This window comes from Streptomyces sp. NPDC007157, from assembly GCF_040634235.1.
GTDB lineage: Bacteria > Actinomycetota > Actinomycetes > Streptomycetales > Streptomycetaceae > Streptomyces.
The window spans coordinates 1-17,961 of the sequence record NZ_JBEYFE010000026.1 but is presented as its reverse complement, the minus strand read 5'-3'; the positions used below and the strand labels follow the sequence as shown (position 1 = coordinate 17,961).

Sequence of the window (17,961 nt, the reverse complement as noted above, 5' to 3'; positions counted from 1 at the left end):
GCGCTCCCGCACCCGCACGCGGTTCGTACGGACGGGCGAGACCAGGGCAAAGTCTACCGGCGCTCCTCCGCCTTCCGTGGGGCCTCTCGGCGACGGGAGCGCGGCAGCACCCGCAGCGCGTCCCCCATGTCCGCGACTTCCAGGACCTTCATGCCCGCCGGGATCTTGCCGGGATCGCTCGGTACGAGTGCGTGCGTGAAGCCCAGGCGGTGCGCCTCCGAGAGCCTGCGCTGGACACCGGTGACCCGTCTGACCTCGCCCGCGAGGCCGACCTCGCCGATGGCGACCAGGTTCTTGGGGAGCGGGGTGTCGCTCGCGGCGGAGGCCAGGGCGAGGGCGATCGCCAGATCGGCCGCGGGCTCGGAGAGCTTCACGCCGCCCACGGTCGCGGAGTAGATGTCCCGCTTGCCGAGCGCGCTGATCCGCCCGCGCTGCTCCAGCACCGCCAGCATCATCGAGACCCGGGAGGTCTCCAGGCCGGAGGTGGTGCGGCGCGGGGAGGGGATCTGGGATTCCACGGTCAGCGCCTGGACCTCGGCGACCAGCGGGCGGCGACCCTCCAGGGTCACCGTCAGACAGGTACCCGGGACCGGTTCGTCGCGACGTGTCAGGAAAAGTCCGCTCGGGTCGGTGAGGCCCGTGATGCCCTCGTCGTGCAGTTCGAAGCAGCCGACCTCGTCGGTGGTGCCGTAGCGGTTCTTGACGCCCCGGACGAGCCGCAGGCGCGCGTGCCGGTCGCCCTCGAAGTGCAGCACGACGTCCACGAGGTGTTCGAGGAGACGGGGGCCCGCGATCGCGCCGTCCTTGGTGACATGGCCCACCAGGAGAGTCGACATGCCCCGGTCCTTGGAGGCGCGGATGAGCGCTCCGGCCACCTCCCGCACCTGGGCCATGCCGCCGGGTGCGCCGTCGATCTCGGGCGACGCGACCGTCTGCACGGAGTCCAGGATCAGCAGCGACGGCTTGACCGCGTCCAAGTGGCCGAGGACGGCGGCCAGATCGGTCTCGGCGGCGAGATAGAGGTGGTCGTCGATGGCGCCGATGCGGTCGGCGCGCAGCCGGACCTGGCTCGCGGACTCCTCGCCGGTGACGTAGAGCGTGCGGTGCTGGTCGCTGGCCGCCTTGGCCGCCACGTCGAGCAGGAGGGTGGACTTGCCGACGCCGGGCTCGCCGGCCAGCAGGACGACCGCGCCGGGGACCAGGCCGCCGCCGAGCACCCGGTCCAGCTCGGGCACGCCGGTCGTCCGCGCGGTGGCCTGGCGGCCGTCGACCTCGCCGATGGGCACCGCGGAGGTGGTGACCCGGCCCGGCGCCGTGGTGCGGACCGCGGGCGTGCCGTACTCCTCGACCGTCCCCCAGGCCTGGCACTCGGGGCAGCGGCCGAGCCACTTGGCCGTCTGCCAGCCGCACTCGGTGCAGCGGTACGACGGACGGTCTTTCGCGGTCTTGGTACGGGCAGCCATGCGGAAACCGTAGCTCCCGCCACTGACAACGGGGCCATGGTGACGTCCGAGACGGATGTGGGTGGACGGGTCCTGGCCATGCCCCATCGGGGGCGAGCCGCCGAATCTCGGGGCGGTGTCCCCTTATGAGGGATCGTTTCACCCGTACGGATTAAAAGTGCTCAAGGTGCAAGAAGGGACGTTACGCCGCCGCCTACGGTCGCACGGGTGATGAGCAGCAGCCCGGAAACCTCGACCCGCATGACCGGCGCGCACCGGGCGCACCGGGGGGCGCGCGCAGCGCGCGATCGTGCGGCGGCGCGTGCGCTGGCGCAACGGCCGTCGGCGCGCTACGAGCCGTACCTGGACGGGCTGTTCACGTACTGCCTCTCGGTGCTGTGCGACCACGACGCGGCCACCACCGCCCTCGGGGACGTCCTCGCCCTCGCCGAGCGGCGTGGCCAGCGCGTCCCGGAGGCCGCCGGGGACCGCAGGGCCTGGCTGTACGCGCTGGCCCGCTGGGCCTGTCTGCGCGGGCTTGCCGAGGCCAAGCAGAAACGTCAGGCCACCCATGCGGCGGGCCGGCACAGCGCCCCCGAGCCGCCGGCCGCCGTCGAGACCGAGGAGCATCGGCGCCGCGAACTCGCCCTGCTCGCCTGGCCCGAGGCCGCCGGCACCACCCCGGAGCAGCGCGAGGCACTCGAACTCGCCGTACGCCACCACCTGACCGCCCAAGAGGTCGCCGCCGTCCTCGGCATGGACCTGGCCGGCGCCCGTGAGCTGCTCGCCTCCGCCGCCTGCGAGGTGGAACGCACCCGCGCGGCGCTCGCCGTCGTCGAGACCGGCGGCTGCCCCAGCGTGTCCCACCTCACCGGCGACAGCCAGCTGGTGCTCAGCAGCGCCCTGCGCCGCGAGCTGGTCCGGCACGTCGACGACTGCCCGCGCTGCCGCCGTACCGCAGAACGCGCGGCCCCCGGGCGGTGGCCCGGCGCGATCACCACGCCCGCCGAGCTGCCCGTCCTGGAGGCGCCCCGCGCGGCCCTGCACATGGCGATGGCGCACCCCACGCGCGCGCGTGGCGCGGCCGTGCCGCGCTTCGACCGGCGCGGGTTCCCGATGGACCCCAAGGACCGCGCGGCCCGCCGCGACCGGCTACGCGCGCGTGCCGTCACGACGACCGTCGTCGCCACGGTGGTGGCGGCGCCGGTGCTGGCGCTGTGGGCCGCGTACCGGGGCTCGCCGGCGGGGGAGAGCCACGACGGCCCGTCCGCGACCGCGCGCGAGGCCACCGGACCCGACGCGCTGGGCGGCGACGAGGCCGGGGGCTACGAGAACGCCGGAAACGCCAGCACCAGACCCGGGCCGCGCATCGGGAAGGACGGCAAGGCCGACGTCTCGGTGGAGGTGGTCGGCGTCGTGGGCGGCGACCGGACGAAGGCCGGTGCGGGGCACCTAGCGGTGACGGCCGCGAACGACGGTGACACGACGCTGATCACGCTCGCGGCGGCCGGGGACGCGCCGATGCGGTGGTCGGTGTCCACCTCGGCGGGGTGGCTGTACTTCTCGCGGTCCTCCGGAACGCTCCGGCCGGGCGAGTCGTTCACGATCAAGGTGTACGTCGATCATCTGCGGGAGCCGGCCGGGCACTGGAGCGCGCGGGTGGCGGTGGCGCCGGCGGGGGCGGTGGTGTCGATCGACGGGTACGGGATGGCTCCGCCGGTGCGCAGGGGGCCGACCCCTCCGGGGCGGCCGACGCCGACGGCGACCGAGTCGTCGTCCCCCCAACCGACACCGCCGGTCAGCGAGCCGCCGACGTCGGCTTCGCCTACGCCGACCGCATCGGACAGCGCCAGTCCGACGGAGTCGGCTTCGCCGACGGAGAGCGAAAGTGCGGGAGCGTCGGCGAGTCCGTGAAGTGTGCGGCGCCATCGTGGTTGCTCGCACAGTTCCCCGCGCCCCTTTCGGGGCGCCGCAGTGGGTGTCGCTCGGCAGGACCGCCCCCCCGTGCCCCCGAAAAAATGGCCTCAGCTCACCGGATCCGCCGGATGCGGGGCCAGCAGTGGGAGCTGGGAAGCCAGGCGCTCCTCGCACAGTTCTGCCAGGCGGTCGTAGCCGGCCTTGCCCATCAGTTCGGTCAGTTCCGGGCGGTAGGAGACGTAGACCGGGTCGCCCGCGCCGTGTGCCGAGGTCGCCGACGTGCACCACCAGTGCAGGTCGTGGCCGCCCGGGCCCCAGCCCCTGCGGTCGTACTCGCCGATCGAGACCTGGAGGACGCGCGTGTCGTCGGGGCGGTCGATCCAGTCGTACGTGCGGCGGATCGGGAGCTGCCAGCAGACGTCCGGCTTGGTCTCCAGCGGCTCGCGGCCCTCCCGCAGCGCCAGGATGTGCAGCGAGCAGCCCGCGCCGCCCGCGAAACCGGGACGGTTCTGGAAGATGCACGAGCCGTTGAACGGACGGGTCTGGCGGGAGCCCTCGTCGTCCTCCGAGATCCAGCCGTTCCGCGTGCCTTCGTCGTGGTGCTGCCAGATGTCCGGCGTGAGCCTCGACACATGATCGGCGACCCGCTTCTCGTCGTCCTCGTCGGAGAAGTGCGCGCCCAGCGTGCAGCAGCCGTCGTCCGCGCGGCCCGCCTGGATGCCCTGGCAGCCGCTGCCGAAGATGCAGTTCCAGCGGGAGGTCAGCCATGTCAGATCGCAGCGGAACACCTGCTCGTCGTCCGCCGGATCCGGGAATTCCACCCATGCGCGCGCGAAGTCGAGGCCCTTCTCGTCCCCTGCCGGAGGCCGCGGTGACGTCTTCGACTTCTTCGGTGGCGTCGCCCGAGAAGAACCGTCGGCGGATTTGGCGCCCTTGTGGTCCTTCGTCTTTTTCGTCTTTGGCACCTGTACAGGGTATGTCGCCCGAGCCGGCTTCGGGGACGGCTCCGACGAGGGGATACCGGCCACCTGGCAGTAGCGTTCCGTACATGAGACTCGGTGTCCTCGACGTGGGATCCAACACGGTGCATCTGCTGGTGGTGGATGCTCACCCCGGCGCACGCCCGCTGCCCGCGCACTCGCACAAGGCGGAATTGCGCCTTGCCCAACTCCTCGACGGCAACGGCGCGATCGGTCCCGACGGGGTCGAGAAACTGATCGGTGTCGTCCATGAGGCCCTGCAGGCCGCCGAGGACAAGGGCGTCGAGGATCTGCTGCCGTTCGCCACCTCCGCCGTGCGCGAGGCCAGCAACGCCGATGACGTCCTCGCGCGCGTGAAGGCCGAGACCGGCGTCGAGCTCCAGGTCCTCACCGGTGCCGAGGAGGCCCGGCTGACCTTCCTCGCGGTACGCCGCTGGTTCGGCTGGTCCGCCGGAAAGCTGCTGGTCCTGGACATCGGGGGCGGCTCCCTGGAGATCGCGTACGGCATCGACGAGGAGCCGGACACGGCCGTCTCGCTGCCGCTCGGCGCCGGCCGCCTCACCGCCGGCTGGCTCCCCGGCGACCCGCCCGCCCCGGACGACATACGGGCACTGCGCCGCCATGTACGGGCCCAGATCGCGCGTACCGTCGGCGAGTTCAGCCGCTTCGGCGCCCCCGACCACGTGGTCGCCACCTCCAAGACCTTCAAGCAGCTGGCCCGTATCGCCGGCGCGGCCCGCTCCGCCGACGGCCTCTACGTCCAGCGCGAGCTCAAGCGCAGCTCCCTGGAGACCTGGGTCCCGCGGCTGGCGGCCATGAACACGGCCCAGCGCGGCGCACTCCCCGGAGTCTCCGAGGGCCGCTCGGGCCAGCTGGTGGCGGGCGCGCTGGTGGCGGAGGCCGCGATGGACCTGTTCGAGGTGGAGACGGTGGAGGTGTGCCCGTGGGCGCTCCGGGAGGGCGTGATCCTGCGGCGACTTGATCACATGGGTTCGGCGTAGGCACCCCCGCGGGAGGCGCGGGTGACACGCAACGGCGGGCAGGCGCCCGCCCGCACCGCCGACGCGACGATCGTCACACCGGCGAAGACGTGCCCCGCCTCCACCCAACCCCACCCCGTAACCTGTCCCTCGTGGCAAAACCAAGGGACGTCGTCCGCATCCCGGATGCGAAGGTCGCGCTCTCAACGGCCTCCGTCTATCCGGAGTCGACGGCGACGGCCTTCGAGATCGCCGCGCGCCTCGGCTACGACGGCGTCGAGGTCATGGTGTGGACCGACCCGGTCAGCCAGGACATCGAGGCCCTGCGCAGGCTGAGCGACTACCACCGCATCCCGATCCTCGCCGTCCACGCGCCCTGTCTGCTGATCACCCAGCGGGTCTGGTCCACCGACCCCTGGGTCAAGCTCCAGCGGGCCCGGGCCGCCGCCGAGAAGCTGGGCGCGAGCACGGTCGTGGTGCACCCGCCGTTCCGCTGGCAGCGTCAGTACGCCCGCGACTTCGTCGAGGGGATCTGGCGCATGGCGAACGAGACGGACGTCCGGTTCGCGGTGGAGAACATGTACCCCTGGCGCTATCGCGACCGCGAGATGCTGGCGTACGCCCCCGACTGGGACGTCACCAAGGACGACTACCGGCACTTCACGATCGACCTCAGCCATGCCTCGACCTCGCGCACGGACGCGCTCGCCATGCTCGACCGGATGGGCGGCCGGCTCGGCCATGTCCACCTCGCCGACGGCCGCGGCTCGGCCAAGGACGAGCACCTGGTGCCCGGCCGCGGCACCCAGCCCTGCGCCGAGCTCCTGGAGCGTCTCGCGTTCACCGGCTTCGACGGGCATGTCGTCATCGAGGTCAACACCCGGCGCGCGATGTCCGGCGCCGAGCGCGAGGCCGACCTCGCGGAGGCGCTGGCGTTCACCCGCCTGCACCTGGCCTCGGCGGTGAAGGTGCCCCGCCGGTGACCGGCGCCGAGACCGGAAGCGGTGAGACCGGTACCGGTACCCGTCGCCGCGGCCGCCCCCCGCGTACCGAGTCGGCGGACACCCGGGACCGTATCCTCGCCGCCGCCCGCGAGGAGTTCTCCGAACTCGGATACGACAAGACGTCCGTCCGCGGGATCGCCAAGACCGCCGGCGTCGACTCGGCCCTCGTGCACCACTACTTCGGCACCAAGGAGCAGGTCTTCGAGGCCGCCATCTCGGTCGTCTTCGCCCCCGCGCTGAACGCTCCCTCCGCGATCGCCGACGGCCCGGTGGACGGCGTCGGCGAGCGCCTGACCCGCTTCGTCTTCGGTATCTGGGAGAACCCCACCACCCGTACGCCCCTGCTGGCGATCCTCCGCTCGGCTGTGAACAACGAGACAGCCGCCGCCGTCTTCCGCCGGCTGATCGCCGCCCAGCTGCTGCGCCGTCTCGCCGAACAGCTGGACCTCCCGGACGCGCGGCTGCGCGCCGAGCTGGCGGCCGCGCAGCTGGTGGGGTGCGCGATGCTGCGGTACGTGATCAAGCTGGAGCCGTTGGCGTCGGCCGACCTGGAGCAGATCGTGGCGCGGGTGGCGCCGGTGGTGCAGGGGCATCTGACCGGGCCGTGAGGCCGGCGTCACGAGACACCCGTCCCGCATTCCGGACACCTCGTCCCGAGGCCTGGGCAACGGGCGTACGCTCGATAGCAGCCCTATCTGTCTGAAGGAGCGAGCCACGATGCCCGAGCTGAGGTCCCGCACAGTCACCCACGGCCGCAACATGGCGGGCGCCCGCGCCCTTATGCGCGCCTCCGGTGTACCGGGCGCGGACATCGGCCGCAAGCCGATCATCGCGGTCGCCAACAGCTTCACCGAGTTCGTGCCGGGTCACACCCACCTCCAGCCGGTCGGCCGGATCGTCAGCGAGGCGATCAAGGAGGCGGGCGGCATCCCGCGCGAGTTCAACACGATCGCCGTGGACGACGGCATCGCGATGGGCCACGGCGGCATGCTGTACTCCCTCCCGTCCCGCGACCTGATCGCGGACTCGGTCGAGTACATGGTCGAGGCGCACTGCGCCGACGCCCTGGTCTGCATCTCCAACTGCGACAAGATCACGCCGGGCATGCTGATGGCCGCGCTGCGGCTCAACATCCCCACGGTCTTCGTCTCCGGCGGTCCGATGGAGGCCGGCCGCGCCACCCTCGTCGACGGCACGGTCCGCACCCTCGACCTGATCGACGCGATGGTCGACGCGGCCAACGAGAGCATCTCCGACGAGGACGTCCTCAAGATCGAGGAGAACGCCTGTCCGACCTGCGGCTCCTGCTCCGGCATGTTCACCGCCAACTCGATGAACTGCCTGACCGAGGCCATCGGTCTCTCCCTCCCCGGCAACGGCTCGGTGCTGGCCACCCACACGGCCCGTAAGCAGCTGTACGTCGACGCGGCCCGCACGGTCATGGACATCACCCGCCGCTACTACGAGCAGGACGACGACACGGTCCTGCCCCTCAACATCGCGACCTTCGCCGCGTTCGAGAACGCCATGGCCCTGGACATCGCGATGGGCGGCTCCACCAACACGATCCTGCACCTGCTGGCCGCCGCCCAGGAGGCGGGCGTCTCCTTCGGCCTGGAGGAGATCAACGAGGTCTCGCGCCGGGTGCCCTGCCTGGCCAAGGTGGCCCCGAACGTCGCGAAGACCCGCACGTACTACATGGAGGACGTGCACCGGGCCGGCGGTATCCCCGCCCTCCTCGGCGAACTGCACCGCGGCGGTCTCCTCAACGAGGACGTCCACTCCGTGCACAGCCCGTCCCTGTCGGACTGGCTGAAGACCTGGGACGTGCGCGGCGGCTCCCCGTCCCCCGAGGCGGTGGAACTGTGGCACGCGGCCCCGGGCTGCGTCCGCTCCTCCGAGGCCTTCTCCCAGTCCGAGCGCTGGGAGGCCCTGGACGAGGACGCGGCGGAGGGCTGCATCCGCAGCGTCGAGCACGCGTACTCCAAGGACGGCGGCCTCGCGGTCCTCAAGGGCAACCTCGCCGTCGACGGCTGTGTGGTGAAGACGGCCGGCGTCGACGAGTCGATCTGGACCTTCGAGGGCCCGGCGGTCGTCTGCGAGTCGCAGGAAGAGGCCGTCGAGAAGATCCTCAACAAGCAGGTCACCCACGGCGACGTGGTCGTCATCCGCTACGAGGGTCCCAAGGGCGGCCCCGGCATGCAGGAGATGCTGTACCCGACGTCCTTCCTCAAGGGCCGCGGCCTCGGCAAGACCTGCGCGCTGATCACGGACGGCCGCTTCTCCGGCGGTACGTCGGGCCTGTCGATCGGCCACGCCTCGCCGGAGGCGGCCTCGGGCGGCACCATCGCCCTCGTCGAGAACGGCGACCGCATCCGCATCGACATCCCGAACCGCACGATCGAGCTCCTCGTCGACGACGCCGAGCTGGCCCGTCGCGAGCAGGCCCTGAACGGCGTGTACGCCCCGAAGAACCGCGACCGCAAGGTCTCGGCGGCCCTGCGGGCCTACGCGGCGATGGCCACCAGCGCGGACCGCGGCGCGGTGCGCGACGTGACGAAGCTGGGCTGACGCCGGGCATGTGACAGATGCGACAGGGGCCGCCTCCCACAAGGGGGGCGACCCCTTCCGTCGTATGTCATCACCAAGCGGCGGGATCCTCCGCGTCCACGGCGAAGACGGTGCCGTCGGGGGCGGAGGCGTAGACGTGGGCGGCGAGGATCAGGGGGGCGGGCACCGAGGTGGCTACGCCGCCCGAGGCGGTTCCGAAGCGGGGCGAGGTCTGTCCGGCGACCTTCCCGTCGTGCGTGTCCACGGCCATCAGCCGCCCGTCGGCGGCGGAGAAGTACACGTGCCGATCGTCGGCGACGGGCGCCGAGCCCCGGCTCACCGAAGTCTCCAGGTGCCATGTCCGCCTGCCTGCGTCCAGGTCGACGGCGTCCAGGGACCCGGTGGCGGCCAGCACATAGACCACGCCGTCGTGCACCCCGGCCTGTGCGTCCGAACGGGGAGCGGGCAGCTTGACCCGGCGGGTGGTTCCGGATCCCGGCGTGTAGCGGACCACCGCACTGGTGTCGCCGTACACCGGATCAGCGGCCAGCAGGAAGACCGCCCCGTCCTGCGCGCCGACCGGCCGCAGCAGACCATGCAAAGGCGTGTCCCACCGCACGTCTCCGGTGGCCGGGTCCACGGCGGTCACCTGGGTGCCGGCCCCGTCCGCGGACGAACTGGTCAGATACGCCGCCGACGGATCCGAGGGAAAGAAGTCGATCCGCGGTGTGCCATGACCCTCTGTCGGCCGGCTCCACTCGGTGGTGCCGGTCGCGCTGTCGACCCCGGTGACCGTGCCGTCCGCGCGCGCGAGCAGAAGCATGTCGCCCGCGTACTTCATGCCCCTGTTCTCGGGCAGCTCCCGCTGCCATCGGCTCCTGCCCGAGTCCGGATCGAGCGCCGTCACATGCCGGGCCTTGTCCGTGACGAGTTGCACGAGCCCGCCGGAGAGGACCGGGGGTCTGCTCCACTGGGCGTCGGCGACGGAGTGCCGCCAGAGCACGGCGCCCGTCACCGGGTCCAGGGCGAAGGCCACAGACGTCTCGGTGCAGAACAACTTCCCGTCACCGGTGGCACATTGGGGAGTGGCCGCGCCCTTGGTGACCGGGTTCGCCTGCCAGGCGGCGAAAGCGGTGGCAGTGGTTCCCGAGTTGCTCTCCCGCTGCTCCGGGCCGCTCCCGGCTCCCCACCGGACGAAGGCCGCGACCCCGCCCAGCGCGAGCACGACGGCACCCGTGGCCAAGGCGACCCGCCTGCTGAGGCGTGGCCTGCGCCGCCGCCCCGACTCCTTCTCCTTCGGCGGCTCCGGCATCGGCATGTCACTGCTGTCGCCGGTGACACCGGTCCGCTGTGCCGGTATGAACGCCTGCGTGTCGTACGACGCTGACAACGACCGCAGTTCCCGCATCATTTCGTCAGGTGTCGGCCGGTCCTCGGGCTCCTTGGCGAGACAGCGCAGCACCAGCGGAGCGAGTTCCTCCGGTACGTCGGTGAGGTCGGGCTCGTCATGCACGACCTGGTAGGCGACGACGTAAGGGCTGTCGGAGTCGAACGGCCCGCGCCCGGTCGCCGCGTGCACCAGCACCGACCCGAGCGCGAAGATGTCGGCGGCCGGCCCGACCTCACGCGGCCGCCGGAACTGCTCCGGCGCCATGAACGGCGGCGTGCCGATCAACTTGCCGGTCTCGGTCCGCAGTTCGCTGTCCTTCGGCCGGGAAATGCCGAAGTCGATGACCTTCGGACCGTCCTCGGCGAGCAGCACGTTGCTCGGCTTGAGATCCCGGTGCACCACCCCGACCCGGTGAATGTCGCGCAACGCCTCCGCGAGCCCCGCCATCAGCCGGCGCAACTGGGCAGGGGGCATGGGGCCGTTCCGCTTCACGTGCTCGGCCAGGGTCGGGCCGGGGATGAAGAGGGTGGCCATCCAGGGCCGTGCGGCCTCTGGATCGGCGTCCACGACGGACGCGGTGAATGCGCCGCTGACCTTGCGCGCGGCGGCCACCTCCTGCCGGAAACGGCCCCTGAACTCACGGTCCTTGGAAAACTCGGCGTGTACGACCTTCACGGCGAGCTTCAGCCCCGAGGTGCTGCGGGCGAGGTGCACCACGCCCATGCCGCCCGAACCCAGGCAGGATTCCAGGCGGTAGTGCCCGGCGTACTCGGGAAGTTCCGCTTCCGCGCCCGCTCCGGTGTTGCGCTGTGGCGTCATGGGATCACCCCCGTGCTGTTCTTCGCGGCGCGCGACGCACGGAGCCTAGTCGATGACGCGTGCGATACAGAGGCGGCTTGCTAGCCTCCGCGTGCGAGTTGCGCACATGTGTTTCGTGGCTCGATTCAGGGGAATCAACGGGACTCCATGGCACTCATGGGTCCGGTGGGGGGAGTTCTGCATGTCTGTTGATCACGCGCAGGAAGCCGAGAGCGGCGGCGAGGATGAGGCCGTCACGACGCTGACGGCGTCCGTGCGCTACTACTCGGTCGCCCCGGGCCTCCGCCTGAACGTCCGCAGCGGTCCCGGCACGAGTTACGACATCACGCGCGTCCTCCCCGAGGGCGCCAAGGTCCCGATCTACTGCCAGACGCCCGGTACGACGGTGTCCGGGTACTACGGCACGTCCAAGATCTGGGACAACATCAGCAACGGCGAGTTCGTATCAGACGCCTACGTCAACACCGGCAGCGACGGTTACGTGGCCGACCGCTGCTCCTGACCGGTCCAGGAGGACTGGGATGACATCCAGAAGACGCGCTTCCGTCCTTCTCGCAGGCTCCGCCGGAGCCTTTCTCATGATCATGGGGTCGGCCTCCGTCGCCAGCGCGGCCGCCACCGTGAACACATACTCCGTCGCCCCGGGCGTCCGTCTGAACGTCCGCAGCGGCCCGGGCACCAACTACAACATCACCCGCACCCTCCCCGAGGGAACGAAGGTCCCGATCTTCTGCCAGACGCCGGGTACGACGGTATCCGGGTACTACGGCACGTCGAACATCTGGGACAACGTCGACAACGGCGAGTTCGTCTCGGACACCTACGTCAACACCGGCAGCGACGGCTACGTGGCCGACCGCTGTGCCTGACCGGTCACCCCGACCCGGAGCCCGCGGGCCGTCCGGCGCCATAATCGTCCCGTGAGCGACGAACCAGGCACCCCGGACACCCCCGCGGGCTCCACCGGCGGACCCCGCCCCGAGCCCCTCCGTTTCTTCGGCACGTCCTGGGTCAACCATGACGACGGCTACACCGTCCGCCGCATCGGCGTGGGCGTGGGCTCACTCGCCGCCGCAGTCGCCTCCTGCCTGGTCCTGCGCCTCGCCTACGAGGGCGTGCAACTCGCCGACACCGGGTCCTTCGTCACGGTCCTGGTCGTCGCGATGTTCGCCATCTGCAGCGCCCTGGCCTTCCGGAACACCTGGGAGTCCTTCGGTAAGCGCCCCGACCCCGAACGCCAGGCCTCCCTGCGCGGCCTCCTCGCCATCGGCTTCGTCGGCTCCCTCCTCGCCTACTTCTTCCGGTCCCTGACGGAGGCCCCGGGCGAGAAACTCCACCGCACCGAGTACGACAACGCCGTCCAGGAACACGAACGCGGCACGACGCGCCGCTCGGGCAACCCGTCGAAGAAGAAGCGGAAACGCTGAGGCCGTCGGGCGGCTCAGCGCAGAAGGCGCGAAGCGACAGATCCGCTCGGCCGGCCGCCCCCCATCCTCACCTCGCCTCACCTTGCTCCACTCCACTTCACTCCGCCCCGCCCCGTCAGAAAACCTCTGTCGTCCCCCACCCCGCTCCCGGGACCATGGCCGTATGACCACAGGCCCGTCGCACCCCTCGCCCCCCGCCCCCTCCTCCCACGCAACCCGCGCCCACTCCTTCAACGCCGCCGCGGCCCAGTACGCCGCGAACCGCCCCTCCTACCCGCCGGCTCTCCTCGACGCCGTCGAGGAGGAGGCCGGCCGTTCCCTCGCCGGCGCCCGGGTGGTCGACGTCGGCGCGGGGACCGGCATCGCGACCGCCCTCCTGCATGCGCGCGGCGCCGACGTGGTCGCGGTGGAGCCGGGCGAGGGCATGGCGGCGCAGTTCCACGCCACACTCCCCGGCATCCCGGTCGTCCGCGGCAACGGCAACGCCCTCCCGCTCGCCGACGGCACCGCCGACTTCCTCACCTACGCCCAGGCCTGGCACTGGACCGACCCGGCCCACTCCGTGCCGGAGGCGCTCCGCGTACTGCGCCCCGGCGGCGCGCTGGCGCTGTGGTGGAACACCGACGCCCTGGACATCGACTGGATCGTCGGGCAGAACGAGCGGATGAGCCGCTTCTTCGGCGAGGACATCGCCACCGTGAAGCGCAAGGCGGCCGACCGCACGGATCTCGCCGACCCCAGCGGCCGCCTCCGCTTCGCCCGTCGCGCGGTCCGCTGGAGCCGCCGCATCCCCCTCGACACTCATCTCGCCAACATCGGCAGCCACTCGGCATTCCTGGTCACCCCCGCGGACCGCCGCACCGCCTTCCTCGCCGAGGAGCGCGCCCACCTCCTGAAGACCTTCCCGGAAGGGATCGTCGAGGAGACGTACGACGTCCTCCTTCTCGTCGCCCTCAACGCCTGAGCGATACGCACCACCGGCCGCCGCCCGATGCAGCCGCGGAGGCCGGTGGCGGCTCAGCCGTGTCCCCATCGCGGACCAGGCCGGATTCAGCGGGCGGAACCACCTCGGACGTACCCCTCGGGCACGACCAGCGGAGGCGACAGGCGTACCCCGCCCATCTGCCGGGATCCCGCCCGGTCAGCGGCACACCAGCGAGGGCGATCCACGGTCCGGTGGCCGCAGAGCGGACGCCTGGCGCCCGGCGCCCGGCCACGACAGTTCCACCGGTGCTGCTCCCCCCAACGCTCCCCTTGACGCCCCCTGGCGCGCCGAGGATTATTCATCACATGGTGAATTACTCGCCGGAGCCGACCGAGGCCCCCGGCAACTCCGCCCTGCCCCCCGCCGTCCAGGCCGCCGGACTCACCGCCGTCCGAGGCCCCCGAACCGTCCTGCGCGGCCTCGACTTCACCGTCCCGCGCGGCCAGATCACCGGCCTGCTCGGGCCTTCCGGATGCGGCAAATCGACCCTGATGCGTTCCATCGTCGGCAGCCAGGCCAAGGTCACCGGCACCCTGAACGTCCTCGGCAGCCCCGCCGGCCACCCCACCCTCCGGACCCGCATCGGCTACGTCACCCAAGCCCCCTCCGTCTACGACGACCTGACCATCCGCCAGAACCTCGACTACTTCGGCTCGATCCTCGACCCCACCCGCCCCGCCCCCGACCGCCGCGCCGACGTCGAACGCGTCCTCGGCGAAGTCGACCTCACCAGCCACGCCGACTCCCTCGCCGGCAACCTCTCCGGCGGCCAGCGCAGCCGCGTCTCCCTCGCCGTCGCCCTGCTCGGCACCCCCGAACTCCTCGTCCTCGACGAACCGACCGTCGGCCTCGACCCCGTCCTGCGCCGCGACCTCTGGCAGCTCTTCCACTCCATCACCGCGACCCGCGGCGCGACCCTCCTCATCTCCTCCCACGTCATGGACGAGGCCGAGCGCTGCCACCGCCTCCTCCTCATGCGCGAGGGCGAGATCCTCGCCGACGAGACCCCCGAGGCCCTCCGCGCCCGCACCGGCTCCGACACGGTCGAGGCGGCCTTCCTGCACCTCGTCGACGAAGCGGCCACCAAGTCCAAGTCCCGCACGAAGGAAACCGCACGATGACCACTCAGACGGCCACCGCCCGGACGGCGACCACCGCGACCGCACCCGTCAGCGCCCTGAACCTCTCCCGCACCACGGCCACCGCGGCCCGTGTCCTGCGCCAGCTCCGCCACGACCCCCGCACGATCGCGCTGCTGCTCCTCATCCCCTGCCTGATGCTGGTCCTGCTCCGCTACGTCTTCGACGGCAGCCCGCACACCTTCGACAACATCGGCGCCTCACTCCTCGGCATCTTCCCGCTCATCACGATGTTCCTGGTGACCTCCATCGCCACCCTCCGCGAACGCACCTCCGGCACCCTCGAACGCCTCCTCGCCATGCCGCTGGGCAAGGCCGACCTCATCGCCGGCTACGCGCTCGCCTTCGGCATCCTCGCGATCATCCAGTCGGCCCTCGCCACCGGCCTGGCCGTCTGGTTCCTGGGCCTCGACGTCACCGGCTCCCCCTGGCTCCTGCTCCTGGTCGCCCTGCTCGACGCCCTGCTCGGCACAGCCCTCGGTCTTTTCGTCTCGGCCTTCGCGGCCTCGGAATTCCAGGCGGTCCAGTTCATGCCCGCGGTGATCTTTCCTCAGCTCCTCCTCTGCGGCCTCTTCACACCCCGCTCCGAGATGCACCCTGCCCTCGAGGCCCTCTCCGACGTCCTCCCCATGTCCTACGCGGTCGACGGCATGAACCAGGTCCTCCACCACACCGACATGACCGCCACCTTCCTCAGGGACGTCCTGATCGTCGCCGGCTGCGCCCTGCTGGTGCTGACCCTGGGCGCGGCCACCCTCAGGCGACGGACGGCATAGCCGTCGCCGACGTCCGCCCAGCGGACAACCGCCCCCCGCCCGCCACTCCCGGTGCCAGACTGAACCGTATGAGTCAGAAAGTCGCAGTCCTCGGTACCGGCAAGATCGGCGAAGCCCTGCTCAGCGGAATGATCCGGGCCGGCTGGGCACCCGCCGACCTCCTGGTCACCGCCCGCCGCCCCGAACGGGCCGAAGAACTCCGCGCCCGCCACGGAGTCACCCCGGTCACCAACGCCGAGGCCGCGAAGACCGCCGACACCCTGATCCTCACGGTCAAGCCGCAGGACATGGGCGCCCTCCTCGACGAACTCGCGCCGCACATCCCCGCCGACCGCCTCGTCATCAGCGGCGCGGCGGGCATCCCCACCTCCTTCTTCGAGGAGCGCCTCGTCACCGGCACCCCGGTCGTCCGTGTCATGACGAACACCCCCGCCCTCGTCGACGAGGCGATGTCCGTCATCTCCGCCGGCAGCCACGCCACCGCCGCCCACCTCGCCACCGCCGAGGAGATCTTCGGTGCCGTCGGCAAGACCCTCCAGGTCCCCGAGTCCCAGCAGGACGCCTGCACCGCCCTGTCGGGCTCGGGCCCGGCGTACTTCTTCTACCTGGTCGAGGCCATGACCGATGCCGGCATCCTGCTCGGCCTGCCCCGCGACAAGGCCCATGACCTCATCGTCCAGTCCGCGATCGGCGCCGCCGTGATGCTCCGCGACAGCGGTGAACACCCCGTCAAGCTCCGCGAGAACGTCACCTCGCCCGCCGGCACCACCATCAACGCCATTCGCGAACTGGAGAACCACGGCGTACGGGCCGCCCTCATCGCCGCCCTCGAAGCCGCCCGCGACCGCAGCCGCGAGCTCGCCACCGGCAAGAAGGACTGAGGCGAGAAGGACCGAGGTAACAAGGACCGGGACAACAAGGACTGCGGCGAGAAGGACCGAGAGCCGCCACGAGGGACTGCCGTGCGGCTAGCGCGCCGCGTTCAACGCGGGCTGCACCGCGGCAGCTCCCGAGAAGGGGCCCGGCGGCAACAGCCCGATCGCCCGATAGGCGGTATCGACGATCGGCCGGGCGATCGCCCGAGCCTTCTCCGCTCCATGCCGCAGCACCTCCTCCACGTATCCCGGATCGACACACAACTCCTTGTGCCTGGCCCGCACGGGACTGAGCACGTCCAACACCGCCTCCGCGGTGGCCTGCTTCAGAGCGCCGTACGAATCGTGAACGGTTGCCAGTGACTCAGGGTTCCCGCCCGTGCACGCAGCGAGAATCTCCAGTAGATTCGCGACCCCGGGCTGCTCCTCCCGGTCGTAGACGACCTCCTGCCCACTGTCCGTCACGGCCCGCATGATCTTCTTCCGGATCACCTCCGGTTCGTCGAGCAGATAGACGATGCCCGCTCCGGAGTCGTCGCTCTTGCCCATCTTCGACGTCGGATCCTGGAGGTTCATCACCCGTGCCGCCACTTTCGGCACGGTCGCCTTCGGCACCACGAACGTGTGCCCGTACCGCTGGTTGAACCGCACCGCGAGATCCCGCGTCAGCTCCACGTGCTGTGCCTGGTCGTCCCCCACCGGCACCTCGTCCGCCCCGTACGCCAGGATGTCCGCCGCCATCAGCGCCGGATACGTCAGCAGGGACAGCCGCACACTCCGCCCGCGCACCGCCTCGCTCGCGACCTTCTCCTTGTACTGGATCATGCGCCGCATCTCCCCGTCGGTGGCCACGCACTCCATGAGGTACGACAGCCGGGTGTGCTCGTCGACATGACTCTGCACGAACACGGTGCACAGCTGCGGATCCAGGCCGGCCGCCAGCAACAGGGTCGCCGCCTGCCGGGTGAGCCGGCGCAACCGGGCCGGATCGTGGTCCACGGTCATCCCGTGCAGATCGACGATGCAGAACAAGGAGTCGGCCTGGTGCTGATCCACGGCAGCCCACTGCCGCATGGCCCCCAGGTAGTTCCCCAGTGTCAGGTGCCCGGTCGGCTTGATCCCGCTGAAGACCCGTGTCATTCCTTCTCCACCTCCTGGTCGGAGCCGCCGTCCCGAGCGGCCGACCCTCAGAGGTTCTGGAGGGAGATACACGAACGGCCGCCGAGGCGGCGGCCGTTGAATGCGTACGTGAACGCGGCCGCCGTCAGGCGGCCCACCACTGCTGGGTGCACGTACGCGTCGTCATGTCCTCCACCCTACGCTCCGGGGTGCCGTCCCACCGCGAGTTGACACACCCCAACCGGTTACGTAATGTTCTCCGAGTTGTCCGACGTGAGCGCCGACTCCGGTCGGTCCCCGGACAGCCATTCCGCAAGTACCTACCAGCAGTCGGCGATCCGTCGCCTTTTTGCTTCGGCATGCGTATGTGCGAAATGAAGGAATCCACGTTCGAAAGGACGCGGCCCCCGATTAGCTCGGAGGCCGGGAATCCGCTAAAGTCTCACTCGTCGGAACGGCCTACCAGCCGCGAAGACAACACCCGCTGACTGGGAATCAGACGCCGAAAGGATCTGATAGAGTCGGAACCGCCGGAAAGGGAAACGCGAGAGCGAGAAC

Annotated in this window: 16 protein-coding genes; 12 read left to right on the top strand and 4 right to left on the bottom strand. The window is 71.0% G+C overall.

Translation table 11 applies throughout. The features are described from left to right. Positions 1–53 precede the first annotated feature (53 nt). Complete coding sequence (gene radA, locus ABZ642_RS35810; protein WP_360492128.1) at positions 54–1,463, bottom strand: DNA repair protein RadA; 1,410 nt, start codon at positions 1,461–1,463, stop codon at positions 54–56. Positions 1,464–1,670: 207 nt separating this feature from the next. Between radA and ABZ642_RS35805 the strand changes: the two genes are divergently transcribed. Then, positions 1,671–3,356 (top strand): hypothetical protein, encoded by a 1,686-nt coding sequence (locus ABZ642_RS35805; RefSeq protein WP_360492125.1) that lies wholly within the window; start codon positions 1,671–1,673, stop codon positions 3,354–3,356. A 110-nt stretch (positions 3,357–3,466) separates the two neighbouring features. On the opposite strand, the gene ABZ642_RS35800 is transcribed toward ABZ642_RS35805, so the two are convergent. Then, complete coding sequence (locus ABZ642_RS35800; RefSeq protein ID WP_360492122.1) at positions 3,467–4,324, bottom strand: hypothetical protein; 858 nt, start codon at positions 4,322–4,324, stop codon at positions 3,467–3,469. 83 nt (positions 4,325–4,407) lie between these two features. Between ABZ642_RS35800 and ABZ642_RS35795 the strand changes: the two genes are divergently transcribed. The 4 genes from ABZ642_RS35795 (at position 4,408) to ilvD (ending at position 8,894) form a co-directional block, all read left to right on the top strand. Beyond that, positions 4,408–5,340: a Ppx/GppA phosphatase family protein gene (locus tag ABZ642_RS35795; protein WP_360492119.1), complete on the top strand. Its 933-nt coding sequence runs from the start codon at positions 4,408–4,410 to the stop codon at positions 5,338–5,340. A gap of 131 nt (positions 5,341–5,471) precedes the next feature. After that, positions 5,472–6,302: a sugar phosphate isomerase/epimerase gene (locus tag ABZ642_RS35790; RefSeq protein ID WP_360492116.1), complete on the top strand. Its 831-nt coding sequence runs from the start codon at positions 5,472–5,474 to the stop codon at positions 6,300–6,302. Next, entirely contained in the window at positions 6,299–6,931 is a 633-nt protein-coding gene (locus ABZ642_RS35785) for a TetR family transcriptional regulator (protein WP_360492113.1), read from the top strand. The genes ABZ642_RS35790 and ABZ642_RS35785 overlap by 4 nt, the downstream gene beginning before the upstream one ends. Positions 6,932–7,040: 109 nt before the next feature. Then, positions 7,041–8,894, top strand: coding sequence for a dihydroxy-acid dehydratase (ilvD, locus tag ABZ642_RS35780; RefSeq protein ID WP_360492110.1), 1,854 nt, complete (start codon positions 7,041–7,043; stop codon positions 8,892–8,894). A gap of 70 nt (positions 8,895–8,964) precedes the next feature. On the opposite strand, the gene ABZ642_RS35775 is transcribed toward ilvD, so the two are convergent. Next, positions 8,965–11,082: a serine/threonine-protein kinase gene (locus ABZ642_RS35775; protein ID WP_360492108.1), complete on the bottom strand. Its 2,118-nt coding sequence runs from the start codon at positions 11,080–11,082 to the stop codon at positions 8,965–8,967. A gap of 181 nt (positions 11,083–11,263) precedes the next feature. On the opposite strand from ABZ642_RS35775, the gene ABZ642_RS35770 reads away from it, so the two are divergent. From ABZ642_RS35770 to proC, 7 genes are all read left to right on the top strand, one after another. Next, positions 11,264–11,584: an SH3 domain-containing protein gene (locus ABZ642_RS35770; RefSeq protein WP_360492105.1), complete on the top strand. Its 321-nt coding sequence runs from the start codon at positions 11,264–11,266 to the stop codon at positions 11,582–11,584. A gap of 76 nt (positions 11,585–11,660) precedes the next feature. Further along, positions 11,661–11,951 (top strand): SH3 domain-containing protein, encoded by a 291-nt coding sequence (locus ABZ642_RS35765; RefSeq protein ID WP_360492102.1) that lies wholly within the window; start codon positions 11,661–11,663, stop codon positions 11,949–11,951. A gap of 51 nt (positions 11,952–12,002) precedes the next feature. Continuing rightward, complete coding sequence (locus tag ABZ642_RS35760; protein WP_360492099.1) at positions 12,003–12,509, top strand: EamA/RhaT family transporter; 507 nt, start codon at positions 12,003–12,005, stop codon at positions 12,507–12,509. A gap of 163 nt (positions 12,510–12,672) precedes the next feature. Then, entirely contained in the window at positions 12,673–13,473 is an 801-nt protein-coding gene (locus ABZ642_RS35755; protein ID WP_360492096.1) for a class I SAM-dependent methyltransferase, read from the top strand. 326 nt (positions 13,474–13,799) lie between these two features. Next, positions 13,800–14,615 (top strand): ABC transporter ATP-binding protein, encoded by an 816-nt coding sequence (locus tag ABZ642_RS35750; protein ID WP_360492093.1) that lies wholly within the window; start codon positions 13,800–13,802, stop codon positions 14,613–14,615. Then, positions 14,612–15,409, top strand: coding sequence for an ABC transporter permease (locus tag ABZ642_RS35745; RefSeq protein ID WP_360492090.1), 798 nt, complete (start codon positions 14,612–14,614; stop codon positions 15,407–15,409). Before ABZ642_RS35750 ends, ABZ642_RS35745 begins: the two co-directional genes overlap by 4 nt. 68 nt (positions 15,410–15,477) lie before the next feature. Beyond that, positions 15,478–16,290 (top strand): pyrroline-5-carboxylate reductase, encoded by an 813-nt coding sequence (gene proC / locus ABZ642_RS35740; RefSeq protein ID WP_360492087.1) that lies wholly within the window; start codon positions 15,478–15,480, stop codon positions 16,288–16,290. An 87-nt stretch (positions 16,291–16,377) separates the two neighbouring features. Here proC and trpS read toward each other — a convergent pair whose 3' ends face one another. Beyond that, the gene (gene trpS, locus ABZ642_RS35735; protein ID WP_360492084.1) at positions 16,378–17,424 is read right to left on the bottom strand and encodes a tryptophan--tRNA ligase; all 1,047 of its coding nucleotides are present in this window, start codon (positions 17,422–17,424) and stop codon (positions 16,378–16,380) included. Positions 17,425–17,961: the final 537 nt, after the last annotated feature.